At 37.9% G+C, this 14,409-nt stretch carries 10 protein-coding genes; 8 read left to right on the top strand and 2 right to left on the bottom strand.

Annotated features, from left to right (window positions below):
• Positions 1-5 precede the first annotated feature (5 nt).
• Both ACQ86H_RS06400 and ACQ86H_RS06405 read left to right on the top strand, forming a co-directional pair.
• Positions 6-1,679 carry a glycoside hydrolase family 97 catalytic domain-containing protein gene (locus tag ACQ86H_RS06400; RefSeq protein ID WP_431295347.1) on the top strand — a complete coding sequence of 558 codons (1,674 nt, stop codon included), beginning with the start codon at positions 6-8 and terminating at the stop codon, positions 1,677-1,679.
• Positions 1,680-1,994: 315 nt separating this feature from the next.
• On the top strand, positions 1,995-2,471 hold the full coding sequence (locus ACQ86H_RS06405) for an acyl-CoA thioesterase (RefSeq protein ID WP_138818192.1): 477 nt from the start codon (positions 1,995-1,997) through the stop codon (positions 2,469-2,471).
• 114 nt (positions 2,472-2,585) lie between these two features.
• Here the strand turns inward: ACQ86H_RS06405 and ACQ86H_RS06410 are convergent, their stop codons facing one another.
• Together ACQ86H_RS06410 and ACQ86H_RS06415 are read right to left on the bottom strand one after the other, a co-directional pair.
• Positions 2,586-4,337: an ATP-binding protein gene (locus ACQ86H_RS06410; RefSeq protein WP_431294205.1), complete on the bottom strand. Its 1,752-nt coding sequence runs from the start codon at positions 4,335-4,337 to the stop codon at positions 2,586-2,588.
• Positions 4,338-5,402: 1,065 nt separating this feature from the next.
• Positions 5,403-5,924, bottom strand: a complete 522-nt coding sequence (locus ACQ86H_RS06415; RefSeq protein ID WP_431294206.1) for an NADPH-dependent FMN reductase — start codon at positions 5,922-5,924, stop codon at positions 5,403-5,405.
• Positions 5,925-6,105: 181 nt separating this feature from the next.
• Here ACQ86H_RS06415 and ACQ86H_RS06420 point away from each other — a divergent pair, with 181 nt between their 5' ends.
• The 6 genes from ACQ86H_RS06420 (at position 6,106) to ACQ86H_RS06445 (ending at position 14,395) form a co-directional block, all read left to right on the top strand.
• Positions 6,106-6,909, top strand: a complete 804-nt coding sequence (locus ACQ86H_RS06420; protein ID WP_029280114.1) for a ParA family protein — start codon at positions 6,106-6,108, stop codon at positions 6,907-6,909.
• Between the two features lie 7 nt (positions 6,910-6,916).
• A complete protein-coding gene (locus ACQ86H_RS06425) occupies positions 6,917-7,825 on the top strand; it encodes a ParB/RepB/Spo0J family partition protein (protein WP_431294207.1) in 909 nt (302 codons plus the stop codon).
• Positions 7,825-8,550, top strand: coding sequence for a DUF5683 domain-containing protein (locus tag ACQ86H_RS06430; RefSeq protein ID WP_431294208.1), 726 nt, complete (start codon positions 7,825-7,827; stop codon positions 8,548-8,550). The genes ACQ86H_RS06425 and ACQ86H_RS06430 overlap by 1 nt, the downstream gene beginning before the upstream one ends.
• A gap of 118 nt (positions 8,551-8,668) precedes the next feature.
• Positions 8,669-9,403 carry a 4-hydroxy-tetrahydrodipicolinate reductase gene (dapB, locus tag ACQ86H_RS06435; protein WP_431294209.1) on the top strand — a complete coding sequence of 245 codons (735 nt, stop codon included), beginning with the start codon at positions 8,669-8,671 and terminating at the stop codon, positions 9,401-9,403.
• Positions 9,404-9,547: 144 nt separating this feature from the next.
• Positions 9,548-10,729 carry a signal peptidase I gene (gene lepB / locus ACQ86H_RS06440; protein WP_431295348.1) on the top strand — a complete coding sequence of 394 codons (1,182 nt, stop codon included), beginning with the start codon at positions 9,548-9,550 and terminating at the stop codon, positions 10,727-10,729.
• A 354-nt stretch (positions 10,730-11,083) separates the two neighbouring features.
• A complete protein-coding gene (locus tag ACQ86H_RS06445; protein ID WP_431294210.1) occupies positions 11,084-14,395 on the top strand; it encodes a SusC/RagA family TonB-linked outer membrane protein in 3,312 nt (1,103 codons plus the stop codon).
• The last annotated feature ends 14 nt before the right edge of the window (positions 14,396-14,409 follow it).

A 14,409-nucleotide genomic window follows, 5' to 3' on the forward strand; every position in this document is an offset into this window, starting at 1 on the left:
TCGTAATTAAGGAAGAGAAAACCCAGTTCGCTTTAGCCGGAGATCATAAAGCATTCTGGCTTCCTGGTGATTATGATACACAGGAATATAGTACCGTAACCTCAAACTTATCAGAAGTTCGCGGTAAAATGAAAGCTGCGGTAACACCAAACGCTTCGCAAACTACTTTCTCGCCAACAGGATTACAGACGCCGTTAATGATGAAGAGTAAAGATGGTTTGTATATCAATATCCATGAAGCAGCACTGATCAACTATTCTTTAATGTCGTTAAATCTTGATGATAAAAACATGGTTTTAGAATCCTGGTTAACACCTGATGCAATTGGCGATAAAGGTTATATGCAGGCGCCTTGTTTATCACCCTGGAGAACCATTATCGTAAGTGATAAAGCAGGTGATATTTTGACTTCAAAATTAACCTATAACTTAAACGAACCAACAAAATTTAAAGATGTATCGTGGATTAAGCCAACAAAATATGTTGGGGTTTGGTGGGAAATGATTACTGGTAAAAGTACCTGGGCATATAACGATTTAACCAGTGTGCAATTAGGAGTAACCGATTACGCCAAAACGAAGCCTAATGGTAAACACGCTGCAAATACTGCACATGTAAAGGAATATATCGATTTCGCTGCCAAAAATGGTTTAGATGCTGTTTTGGTTGAAGGCTGGAACGTAGGCTGGGAAGATTGGTTTGGCAAAACAAAAGATTATGTATTTGATTTTGTAACCCCTTATCCCGATTTTGATGTAAAAGAACTGCACCGTTACGCCGCCAGTAAAGGCATTAAAATGATTATGCACCACGAAACTTCCTCGTCGGTACGTAATTATGAGCGTCATTTAGATACTGCTTACAAATTTATGAAAGCCAATGGTTACGATGCTGTGAAAAGCGGTTATGTAGGCAACATGATCCCAAGAGGTGAGCACCATTATGGGCAGTGGTTAAACAATCATTACCTGTATGCCATCCAAAAAGCTGCTGAATATAAAATTATGGTGAATGCGCACGAGGCTGTTCGGCCTACTGGCTTAGCGCGCACTTACCCGAACTTAATTGGAAACGAATCAGCAAGGGGAACTGAATATGAAGCTTTTGGCGGCAACAATGCCGATCATACTACGATTTTGCCCTTTACACGTTTAATCGGCGGACCAATGGATTATACACCAGGTATTTTCGAAACCAAGGTAAGTGTTTACAATCCAGAAAATACTTCATTTGTACACAGTACATTAGCCCGCCAGCTTGCGCTTTATGTGACCATGTATAGCCCGTTGCAAATGGCTGCTGATTTACCAGAGACTTATAATAAATACATGGATGCTTTTCAGTTTATTAAAGATGTGGCTGTAGATTGGGATGATACCAAAGTTTTGGAGGCGGAGCCAGGCGATTATATCACTTTTGCGCGTAAAGCAAAAGGTAAGAACAACTGGTTTGTTGGCCGTACCAATGATGAGGTGGCCAGAACATCTAAAATCGATTTTAGCTTTTTGGATCCTGGTAAAAAATATACCGCAACCATTTATGGTGATGCAAAGGATGCCCATTATGAAAAAAATCCTAAAGCGTATACTATCCGCAAAATGGAAGTAACCAACAAAACTAAATTAACGCAGTATTGTGCGCCTGGCGGAGGATATGCGATTAGCATTATAGCGAAATAATTTTATGTTTAGAAATTGATGTGGTGTCGGTTGTTACCAACTGACACGACATTATCTATCAGTCAGATGGTAACATCTGACTGCACAGAACACCTTTTTTGTTTTTATCTGGCTGATTTTCCCGCAGATTTCACAGATTAGCGCAGAAAAAACAATCAATTTGTGGTAATCATTTTATGTCCGCGCGACTCTTTTTTTGTATTTGGCTGTTTATTGTGCTGAGTCTCCTTAACAGATCATAACAGCTAACTGCATACAGGAAAATATCTTATTTTATAATATCTTAGCGAAACCGTTAAACCAAGCAGTATCACCATGCCCAGAACTAAAAATCATATTGAACTTCAATTTTTAAGCGAACCCTCTGATGTTAACTATGGGGGTAAGGTGCATGGTGGGATGATGATGAAGTGGATTGATCAGGCTGCTTTTGCCTGCGCCTTGCAGTGGAGCCAAACCTATTGTGTAACGGTTTATGTGGGCGGAATCAGGTTTTTCCACCCGGTTCATATTGGGCATTTGGTTAAAATGGAAGCACGCATTATTTACACGGGTAAAACCAGTATGCATATTGCCGTTGATGCTTTTTCTAAACCCGTAGGTCAAACCGATTTTGTGAAGAATACACACTGTATTATTGTGTTTGTTGCCGTTGATGACAATGGACAGCCGAAAGCAATTCCGGCTTTTAAACCCAAAACCGAAAAAGAAATCGCCATGCATGGTTATGCCATTAAATTAATGGAATTGCGTAAAAGCATTGATAAGGAAATGGAACCGTATATTGTTTAGCGCCAGGCGGGTTGCGTTCAGCGATGCCGTTTTCCACTATCCATTTTTTATCTTATTTCTTCCATTTTGCCTCTGCCACACTTTGCGTCCTTTGCGGTTAAAAAGAGCATGAATCTATTCTACAACTGGTAAACTGAAACAAAACTTGCTGCCCTCACCGATGGCACTTATTACCCATATTTTTCCGTTTTCGGCTTCGATAAAATCTTTAGAAATGGCAAGGCCCAATCCAGAACCCGATTTATTCTGACCATCGGTTGGTACCTGGAAATACCTGTCGAATAATTTTTTCTGGTATTTTTCGTCAATGCCTTTTCCAAAATCGCGGACAGAGAATTCAATAAAATTGTCTTTTTGGAAAACATCAATGATTACCTTCGATTTTTCTGAACTGTACCGCAATGCATTAGATAAAAAGTTAACCATTACCCAGGCCGTTTTCTGAATATCGGCATTTACATTTGGTAAGTTGTGGTCGCAGTTAAGCACCAGCTGGATCGATTTCTGTTCAGCCTGGAATTTAACAGCATCAACCGCATAACTCACAATTTCTTCAGGTTTAGTGATGGCTAAAGTGAGTTTTAAATTGCCGGTTTCTACCTGCGATAGATCAAGCAGTTCGCTGGTAATTTTTAACAATCTGTCGCTATCCTCTTTAATGTGATTAAGTAGCTCGTGCTGCTCTTCATTCATCATGCCCACACGCTCATCGTTAAGCAATTTCAGGCTCATTTTGATCGACGAAAGCGGTGTTTTTAACTCGTGCGAAACGGTTGCAATAAAATTTGTTTTGGCTTCATCAAGCTCTTTAAACTGTGTAATATTTTTTAACGTGTAAACGCTTCCGGCAGATTTAGAGGAGGCAATTAATGTGCTATCATCCTGTTCTTCATAATTCGGGATGATGATTTCGCGATTTTCCAACAGGAAATATGATTCTTTATCATCAGTATAAATTTTTAAGGTGTTATCATTGGTTTCAGGTTTAATAATCCTTTTGAGCAACTCATTTTTTTGTGTCAGTTCGGCTACATTCTGACCAATAACCTTGTCTTCATCCAGACTCATCAGTTTCGCCGCCAGATGATTTAGAAAGAGCACTTCTCCTTTCTCATTTAAGCCGATAATGGCATCCTGCATTTGTGCAATAATGGCTTCAATGCGCGACTTTTCGGATTTGATTTTAGATAAGTTGCTATTTTCCCATTCATTTAATTTAATCACCATGCCATTAAAGGAGTTTGCCAGTTCTGTAAACTCATCCTCGTTTTCGAAATGTAAACGCTGTTTATAATTTTTACGACTGATCTGCTTAATCGCTGCACTAAACTCGGCAAGGGGGTTGGCTACAAAACCCGGAAAATTAACAATAAATGTAAAAAGGATGATAAAACTCAGCGTCGCGGCAATCATAATATAAACGTTTGCTCTTGATGAGGTTTCGTTAGCCAACTCGTTTTTATCATAAATGGCCTTCATGTTTACCTCTTCTATATTTTGCAGTGCCACACGCAAATTTTTAATACTACTTTCTGTAGTGGTCGACAGTTGTGGACCGTTCAGCGCATTAAAAGCTGTTTCCAATTTCCTGAAGGCTGCTTTTTCGCCAGGTTCGGTAATATTTAATCCCTCATTTTTGAGGTTTTCAGTAAATATTGTCAGCTGTGTGTGGCTTAATGGAAAAGGATGCTGGTCGATTACATTGCGCATGGCAGCAACATATTTCAAAGATTTATAGTTGTCTTTAAGAATTACCTTCGATTTATCAGAAAGCTCGTTTAAGAAAAAGAGCGCAATCAATCCGAAGGATAAAACGATTATAAAGAGAAACCCGAATCCGAGGCGGAGCTTGGTTTTAATTTTCATGGTGTTTTGGTTTAACCGCAAAGAGCGGAAAGTTTTTCGCGAAGAAACGCAAAGTAATTTCTCTCTTTTCGTGGTAAAAATAGCTTATAATTAAATCTGTTTCCTGATGAACTAAATTACATAACTGCTGGTTAAATAAATAGCATCTGTTTAGCCTGTAGTCAATAGCTATGCCAGTAGATATGGGGATTGCTTAAGTTGTTGTTTTTTAGGGTGATAAGCTGTTTTGTGATTATATTAAGCAAAAAAACCTTTTCATTTTGGAAGGGTTTTTATCATTATGAACTATTACTTCGGAGGCTTTAATGCACAGTTTTATGTTGCTAAACCTGATTGCAATGGAAAGCCCGTAAGCGAGATACGAGTGCGGACTTGGAATGAAAAGCAGGACTGATACTCCTATGAAATGCAGGCTGAGCTTTTCAAAATAAGAATAAATTTCTGTCTTTTTTTGGAAAGCAGGTTAAGTGGCATTTAGGTTAATGTACTCCCGCTGTCCGCTTTACTGCGTGCCGCTTCCATCGGGTTTAGGTGGCGCGGGTAGTAATAATATTTGGGGTTGCAGTGCGCTGAAAATAAATCTGATCTTACCCGAAAAGTTTTTAAGTCATGGTAATTCCCTTATTCCTAAACCTGATTGACGTGGAAAGCCCAGCGCAGCGAGGACTTGTAACAGAAAGCAGGACTGACGTTCCTATGAAATGCAGGCTGGGCTTTACAAAAGTAGATTAGACTATTATTTTTTGGAAAGCAGGTTAAGTGACATTTAGGTTGGTGTAGTTCCCGCTGTCCGCTTTACTGCGTGCTGCTTCCATCGGGTTTAGGTGGCGCGGGTAGTAATAATATTTGGGGTTGCTAAGTGCGGAAATAATGCGCCTTTAATTTATTTTTTGAGTCTTACAGCACTGTTCTTTGTTTCTAAACCTGATCGTAGCGAACACGGAGTGCAACGGAATAAAGCGAAGAGAGAAATATTCCTATGAAATACAGATTTGGCTTTCCAAAAAAACAGTAAACATGAATTTTGTTTTAGGAAAGCAAATTTAGAAGCATTTAGAATGATGATTAGAATTTAATAAACTTTTCTATCTGCTCGTTGATAAACTTTATCGTATCAGGATGATTGAAATTGCCTTCAGCATCTAATTCGGCCTTAATATTTGGAATATGCAGGCGTAAGGGTAAAATATTGAGATGGATGTAATGACAAACGCCTGTAAAATGATCTACACCACGGATATTGCCGTATTTACCAGATGAAATGCCCACTAATGCCGCTTTTTTATCGTAAAAACTATCCGGGAAATTACAGGCATCGATTAACACTTTTAGCACACCAGGATAACTGCCGTTATACTCAGGCATGATGAACAAAAACTTTTCGGTTTGGTAAATCATATTCTGGATTTTCTGAAAAGCTTCCGATCGTTTGCCATACATATCCGTATTCAAAACATCTACAGGCAGGTGCTCCAGACTGAACAAACTGGCATCAGCTCCATTTTCTTTTAGTTGCCTTTGGTAATATTTAGCAACTTTTAGCGTATTGCTATTGGGCCTGTTGGTTGCAGCTATAATTGTGATCATGGATAATTGTTAATAAGATGTGTAAAACCCAAAGACGCTTCTTGCTAAAATTGCCATATAGTTTGTATCTTAGCTGATTGTGAAAAAGGCCGTAAACAACGCAAAAATAGAACTTTTTTGCCAATTTAAACGCATAAATAACACAGCCCAAATAAACGTTAAGTAAATTTCGGATACATAGATGAGCAAAATTATTGCATTAGCAAATCAAAAAGGTGGTGTTGGTAAAACAACTTCATCTATAAACCTGGCTGCGAGTTTGGCCGTACTAGAATACAAAACTTTACTGGTTGATGCTGATCCTCAGGCAAATTCGACTTCAGGTATCGGTTTCGATCCCCGGAATATTAAAGACAGTATTTATGAGTGTATCATTAATGATATCGATCCTTTACAGGCCATTCAAAAAACAGATACACCGAACTTAGATTTACTACCTGCCCACATCGATCTGGTTGGTGCGGAAATCGAGATGATTAACCTGAATAACCGTGAGTATAAAATGAAAGCGGTTTTGGAGAAAATCAAAGATCAATACGATTTCATTATCATCGATTGTTCGCCATCCTTAGGTTTAATTACCATCAATGCCTTAACAGCGGCCGATTCAGTTATTATTCCTGTGCAGTGCGAGTATTTCGCGCTGGAAGGTTTGGGTAAGTTATTAAATACCATTAAAATTGTTCAGAACCGTTTAAACCCTGATCTGGAGATTGAAGGTATTTTATTAACCATGTACGATGTACGTTTGCGTTTATCTAACCAGGTGGTAGAGGAGGTGAAAACGCATTTCCATGAATTGGTTTTTGATACCATTATTCAGCGCAATACACGCTTAAGTGAAGCACCTAGTTATGGCGTTTCGGTCATTATGCACGACGCGAATTGCAAAGGTGCCATTAATTACCTAAACCTTGCACGCGAAATTGTGAAGAAAAACGGCCTTTTAAAGGAAGAAGAAAACATTGGAACAGCAACTTTATAAATTATAGATGACATCTTTTCAGCGAAAAACAGGTTTAGGAAGAGGGTTAAGTGCGCTTTTAGATGATAGCGAATCTACTCATCCGCCCAAACAGCAGGTAAATGCTGTTAGCGAAACCGAGCAGATTGGCAATATCAGTCACGTAAGTTTAACGGAAGTTGAAACCAATCCATACCAGCCACGTACCGAATTTGACCAGGTAGCTTTAAACGAGCTTGCCGATTCGATAAAAGTACAAGGTTTAATACAACCGATTACGGTTAGAAAACTGGCTGCAAATAAATACCAGCTCATTTCGGGTGAGCGTAGGTTCAGGGCTTCGAAATTAGCTGGTTTAACACAGATTCCTGCTTACATCCGCAGTGCCAATGATCAACAGATGTTGGAAATGGCCCTGATCGAAAATATACAGCGCGAAAATTTAAATGCCATTGAAGTAGCATTGAGTTTCCAGCGGATGATTGACGAAGTGGGTTTAAAACAGGAACAATTAGGCGAGCGTGTTGGTAAAAACCGTACCACTGTAACTAATTACCTGCGTTTGTTAAAACTTCCTCCTGCTATTCAGGCTTCCATCCGCGATCAGAAAATTAGCATGGGGCATGCAAGAGCCTTAATTAATGTTGATGGTGTTGACAAACAATTGTTTATTCACCAGGAAATTTTAGAAAAAGGTTTATCCGTACGTAAAGTGGAAGAGCTTGTACGTAATTTGCAGCATATACCTTTAAAAGGTAATGAAAAATCGAAAGAAAAAGCTGTTTCCTTTCAATATCAAAAATTACAGGATGATCTGGCTTCTAAATTTGCTACCCGTGTAAAGTTAAAAGTGAGTCAGAACGGTAAAGGGGCGATAGAAATTCCTTTTATGAGCGATGACGACTTAAACCGGATTCTAGAGTTATTAGACTGGTAATGCAAAAGACTAAGCTTTTCATACTGGTTACTGCATTTACATTTTTTCTTGTAAACTTAGCCTCGGCGCAGGTTAAGGATACCTTATTAAAACCTGCTGATACCTCGAAAATTAAATTATCCAAATCATTAGATACTGCGGCTAGAAAACCGATGACGAGAAAGGATTCGATGAAAGCCAAATATGTTAATCCGGGTAAGGTTGCTGGTAGAAAAGCTGTTTTCAGATCGATGATTATACCCGGTTGGGGGCAATTGTATAATATGCAACTGTTAAACGATGGTTATGGCACAAGAGCAGGAAAAAGCCAGTTTTTTCAAAAGCTGTATACCGGGGGCAAAATTGCGGCTATTTACGGTGGGATAACCGTGCTTACCATGTCGTACATAGAAAGTAGCAAACAATATAATTTATCATTAACGGAATTACAATATCGCGATTCGCATAACGGTCAGCCTGATCCTAACGGTCCTTTTGGTAGCCGTTATTCAACAACAGGTATCACCCAGCGTAAAGATACTTATAGAAGGAATAAACAAATTGTCTTGTTCTCTTACGGTTTGGTTTATTTTGCCAATATAGTAGATGCCTACGTTGCTGCGCGTTTGCATTTCTTCAATATTGATGATAACCTTTCTTTTAAGGTAATGCCATCCATGATTAATGCCAATTCGATGTATGGTTTTAATGCAACTCCTGCGTTAAAATTATCATTAACATTTTAATGCCGAAACCATCGTGAAAATCAATAAAGCAGACTAAATTTGAAATTGTGATGATTTGCCAATTAACGGTTAGGGATAGGGTAAGAAATAAGGATATAAACAGAAAATAAACATAAAGATGAAGATTGCGCTTTTAGGATATGGTAAAATGGGGCAGATTATCGAAAAATTTGCGGTGGAACGTGGCTACGAAATTGTTTTGAAAATAACGATCGATAATCAGGAAGATTTAACCAGACAAAATTTAAAATCAGCTGATGTGGCTATCGATTTTAGTACGCCTGATTCGGTTTTAAAAAATATTGACGCCTGTTTTGATGCCAATGTGCCAATAGTAGTGGGTACAACAGGTTGGTATGGCAAACTCCAGGAAGTAAAAAACGATTGCAGCAACAGTAACAATACATTGCTTTATGGGTCTAACTTTAGCATTGGCGTAAATTTATTCTTTAAGCTTAATCAAACTTTAGCGAAGCTGATGAACAACTATCCGGCTTACGAAGTTCAGGTTGAAGAAATACACCATATACAAAAACTGGATGCACCAAGTGGTACAGCCATTACGCTTGCAGAAGGGATTGTGGATAACCTGGATAGAAAACAAGAGTGGTTAAACGAAGTGGTAGGAACTGATGTTGAATTGTTTCCGAAAGCAGAACAATTGTTGATAGAATCGCACAGGATAGAAAATATTCCGGGTACACACACTGTAATTTACAGTAGCGAAGTGGATGAAATAGAAATTAAACATACTGCCCATAATAGAGCTGGTTTTGCTTTAGGTGCAGTTGTAGCGGCAGAATGGTTGAAAGATAAAAAAGGATTTTTCAGCATTACTGATATTTTTGAATAAAGTCTAAAGCCTAAAGCTGAAAGACCAAAGCACAATATAATCTGTGAAATCACTCAATCAGTGAAATCACACTAAAGGATTACAGATAACAGGTAGTCGATTAAAATAAATCGCGAAACCAAAAATAAGATATATGAATTATAAATTCTGGCAACGAAAAAAGATGCCCCAAAGAAGAAGAAAACTAAAACCCGCGAATGGGTTGATGCAATTGTTTTTGCAGTAGTGGCTGCAACCATCATCCGTGTATTTTTTATCGAGGCCTATACCATTCCGTCTGGTTCGATGGAGAGATCGTTACTTATCGGCGATTTCCTTTTTGTGAGTAAAGTTAATTACGGTGCGCGTATCCCGATGACCCCGGTTGCTTTTCCTTTCGCTCACCATACAATGCCTTTAACCACGTCCACCAAAGCTTATTGGGATGGTGTGCAGTGGAAATATCACCGTTTACCAGGTTTATCTAAAATTAAAAGAAACGATGTAGTGGTATTTAACTTTCCTGAAGGAGATACGGTTGCAGTAGAAAACCAGGCAGAAAGTTATTACGCTTTGGTACGTGGTATGGGCCGCCAACAGGTGAGGAGCACCTATACCATAATAGATCGTCCGGTAGATAAACGCGAGAACTTTATTAAAAGATGTATTGGTATTCCGGGTGACGTGATTTCGATGAGCAATGGTGTTGCCAGTGTAAATGGCAAAAATGAGCCTTTAAAAAATACAGGTATGATGCCATACCGCATCGAGTTTAAAACCATGGACTTTAATTATGCAGCACTTGATGAATTTAATTTAAATTTAGGCGGTGCACCGGCAGTGGCTACCAATACCTACATCTTAGATGCTTCGCCGGAAATTGCAGAAAAACTGAAAACTTTTGATTTTGTAAAGTCAGTGACGTTAAGTCCCGATCCAGCCGGAGCCGTTCCGGGTGGTGTTTTTCCAAACGATCCAAACAGAGTTTGGAACAGGGATAATTTCGGACCGATTAAAATCCCTTCAAAAGGATGGACCGTAAACATAGACAGCAATACAATGCCGCTGTATTACAGGGCGATCAGAACTTACGAAGGAAACAAAGTAGAACAAAAGGCCGGGGTTTGGTACATTAATGATAAACCAGCTACTTCTTATACCTTTAAAATGGACTACTATTGGATGATGGGCGATAACCGCCACAATTCGGCTGATTCACGCTATTGGGGTTTTGTGCCAGAAGATCATATTGTAGGTAAAGCTTTATTTGTTTGGATGAGCTGGGATAGTACTGCTTCTTTCTTGCACAAAATAAGATGGAGCAGATTGTTTATGGGAATTCATTAATTGAGACAATATTTTTTAGAAAAAGCTTGCTTTATGCAGGCTTTTTTTTGTCAAAACTACCTTTTTAAAAAAATTAAAAAGAATAATGTGGTTTTGTGTTTTTTTATTAAGTTTGTTATAACTAATCAAACACCAATAATTTATGAATCCCATTATCCAATGTAACCATCTGGTATTATAGCAATACTTATCAAGCGGAAATCACTTTAAATGACCTTATTGCGTTTTAAATCGATTTAGTACCATAAGAATCGAAAATTATTTATGCTACCTAATCTTATTATATAATCTTAAATCGTTCAAAATTCAAAAACCAACAAACCCAAACAATTTTACTTAACTAATCTTTTAAACATGAAGAAAATGTACTTTAAATGTTTGAGTGTGCTTTTGCTTACGTTTCTTGCAATTGCAGCTCATGCACAAACTATTACGGGAACCGTAAAGGATTCAACCGGGCCGCTGCCAGGAGCGAATGTTTCTGTAAAAGGCACTCAAAAAGCCACACAAACTGATGGAAATGGTAAATTTAGCATCAGCGCATCCAGTAACGAAACACTTATTTTCTCTGCCGTAGGTTTCTTGCGTCAAGAAGTACCGGTTGGCAGCAACAAAAATTTCAATATTTCTTTAAAAGAAGATTCGAAATCTCTGGAAGAAGTTACCGTAACCACAGGCTTTGGTGTCAAACAACAAACCAGGAAGCTGAGTTACTCTATTCAAGAAGTAAAAGGCGAGGATTTAGTTAGGGCTAACGAACAGAACATTGTAAATGCATTGCAAGGTAAAGTGGCCGGTGTAATGATCAATCAAGGTTCAGGAGGACCACAGTCGTCATCAAGAATCAGAATCAGGGGTAACTCCTCTTTAAGTCCAAATACCCAGCCATTGGTTGTTATTGATGGGGTGCTTATTCAGCCTGGCGTTACAGGAGCAGATTCTTATGGTAACTCGCCACAGGATTTTGGTAATATTATGAAAAACCTTAATGCAGATGATTATGAAAGTATCACTGTTTTGAAAGGTGCTGCAGCAAGCTCCCTTTATGGTTCCAGGGCACAAAACGGAGTATTGTTAATTACATCTAAGAAAGGTAAAGGTGGGCAAGGTTTAGGAATTTCCTTTTCGCACACCCAAACGATTGAAGAAGCATACAAAACAATGGATGTACAGAATGAATTTGGCGCAGGTATCAATCCTACATTTGCAAAAGATCCCTCAGGCACCCCAATAGTAGATGCAGCCAATTATTTTTGGAGTTTTGGTCCTCGGTTCGATGGCAGCACTGTAAAAGATATTGATGGAAGAATGATCACCTGGAATGCACAACCAAACAATTTATTAGATGCGTACAAGTTGGGGAATTATAGTAACTCAAACTTGGCGTTTCAAGGTGGAAATGAGAATGGAACATTTAGGTTATCTTATTCGAAATTATACAGTACTGGTATTCTTCCAAATAATAAATTTGATCGTGATGCATTAGATTTCAGGGGATCTCAAAAAATCGGGAAGATATTTGAAATTAATGCAGGTGTTAATTACACAATTAGTAATAGCTTAAATCCAATTAGTCAAAGTAATTCAGATAATCCGTTATTTGCATTAGTATATGGAAATCCAAGAAGCTACGATACAAAATATTGGAAAGATAAATATATCGACCCAGTTAACGGTGGGATATTATCGAATGCTGATAATCCATACGGTATGGCATATTTGTGGTGGAACATCAATCAGAAAAAAGTTAACCAGCGTGAAAACGTTTTTAGAGGTAACATAGATGTAAAAGCGAATATCGCACCTTGGTTAAATGCATTGGTAAGAGGAAATTTAAATCAGGTGAATACGAATGGAGAGACCAAAAATATTGGTGATGGTGTTGGTTTTACTGGTGGCGAATATGCTTTGATGCAATCAAGTCAAAGAAGTAGCAGATTACAATTTCTATTAAACGGGAATACAAAATTTGGCCAAGACTTTGATTTTAATATGAGTCTTGGTGCTGAAACAACTAAAGATTTTGGAAATAATTATACCCGTACAAGAACAGACGGAGGTTTACGGGACCCTGGTAAATTCTTTGTGTCTAATTCAGTAAATACGCCAATTACCGATACCAGGCTTGATGGAAGTCAGAGAACAGATGCTTTATATGGCTTTGGTGATTTAACGTATAAAAATATGCTGACATTAAATTTTAGTGTTAGAAATGATTGGTCTTCTACATTAACTTATCCAAATGGAACCGGCGATTATAGTTATAATTATCCTTCTGTTGGATTAGCATATGTATTTTCAGAATCATTAAAAAATAAACCAGCCTTTGATTTTCTTTCTTATGGTAAATTAAGAGCCAATTTTGGTTACACAGGTATGGGTACTTCACCTTATGTTACCAGCGCTGGTAGATATAAGGTTATAGATTTATTTACAAACGAAAAAGGACAACAAGTGCCGAGATACGGTTATGAAGATTACGTGTTAGGCAATGATAACCTTAAAAATGAATTAACTAAAGAATTTGAATTAGGTACAGAATTGAGATTTTTTAAAGATCGCTTAGGTATTGATTTCTCTTTTTACAAAAAGAATACAACAAATCAGATTCTTTCTTTAGAATTACCAGCCGAATCTGGCGTTCGGAAGAGGTTGTTTAATGCTGGTAATATTCAAAATCAAGGTATTGAGATTTTGTTAACAGGAACACCAATCAAGACTAAAAACTTAGAGTGGAATTCAACAATTAACTTTGCAAGAAACAGAAATAAGATTATTTCATTAGCACCAGGTGTAGAATCTTATACATTAAGTAATGCTTTTGGTGCTGATATGGCATCAGTTGCAATTGCTGGACAAGAATATGGTAGTATTTACACTGGTTATGGGTATGCAACATATCAGGCAACTGATGCTAATGGTAATAAGATTGATGATCCTAATAATGGACAAAAACTTTTAAAAGCTAATGGTAGCTATTACAGAAGTAGTGATGTTGGACAAGGGAATAAAAATTTAGGGAGTATGATGGAGAAATTTAATGCAAGCTCCATCAATAATATCCGTTATAAGAACTTTAACTTAGGTTTCCAGATTGATGCTAAAGTTGGTGGATTACTAGCTTCAGCTACACATCAGTACGGTTCAAATTTTGGCGCTTTTGAAAGTACCTTGTTTGGTCGTTCGGCTGAGTTTGGCGGTTTGCCAAGAAAAGACGCCTCTGGAAATGTTATAGCCAATGATGGTATCATCCCTGAAGGTGTATTTGCTAAAGGAACTGTCATCAATAATGTTAATGTAACAGGTTTAACTTTTCAACAAGCCGTTGATAAAGGGTTAATACAGCCGGTTAGTGCCCGTATATATTATGCACGATTAACGCAATGGTCTACCGGTATAAGAGAGTATTCTACATTCGAAAATAGCTGGGTAGCTTTAAGAGAGGTATCTCTAGGTTATACGTTGCCTAAAAAATTCACTGATAAAATTAATTTTAAGCAGGTTAACGTAGGTGTTACCGCAAGAAATTTAATGTATATCTATAATAGTTTGCCCGATCATTTAAATCCAGAAGGTTTATTTAGTAATAGTGCTGGTTCTTTTGCCGAATATGGAGGGATGCCTTACATTCGCACATTTGCTTTTTCGGTAAGAGCGGCGCTATAATTATTAACATTTAA

The sequence above is a fragment of the Pedobacter sp. P26 genome (genome assembly GCF_050632135.1).
Classification (GTDB): domain Bacteria; phylum Bacteroidota; class Bacteroidia; order Sphingobacteriales; family Sphingobacteriaceae; genus Pedobacter.

Excerpts from the sequence above, each read along its gene's own strand:
- ACQ86H_RS06405 (WP_138818192.1), top strand. The coding sequence starts at position 1,995 with ATGCCCAGAACTAAAAATCATATTGAACTTCAATTTTTAAGCGAACCC.
- ACQ86H_RS06410 (WP_431294205.1), bottom strand. The coding sequence starts at position 4,337 with ATGAAAATTAAAACCAAGCTCCGCCTCGGATTCGGGTTTCTCTTTATA.
- ACQ86H_RS06415 (WP_431294206.1), bottom strand. The coding sequence starts at position 5,924 with ATGATCACAATTATAGCTGCAACCAACAGGCCCAATAGCAATACGCTA.
- ACQ86H_RS06420 (WP_029280114.1), top strand. The coding sequence starts at position 6,106 with ATGAGCAAAATTATTGCATTAGCAAATCAAAAAGGTGGTGTTGGTAAA.
- ACQ86H_RS06425 (WP_431294207.1), top strand. The coding sequence starts at position 6,917 with ATGACATCTTTTCAGCGAAAAACAGGTTTAGGAAGAGGGTTAAGTGCG.
- ACQ86H_RS06430 (WP_431294208.1), top strand. The coding sequence starts at position 7,825 with ATGCAAAAGACTAAGCTTTTCATACTGGTTACTGCATTTACATTTTTT.
- dapB (WP_431294209.1), top strand. The coding sequence starts at position 8,669 with ATGAAGATTGCGCTTTTAGGATATGGTAAAATGGGGCAGATTATCGAA.
- ACQ86H_RS06445 (WP_431294210.1), top strand. The coding sequence starts at position 11,084 with ATGAAGAAAATGTACTTTAAATGTTTGAGTGTGCTTTTGCTTACGTTT.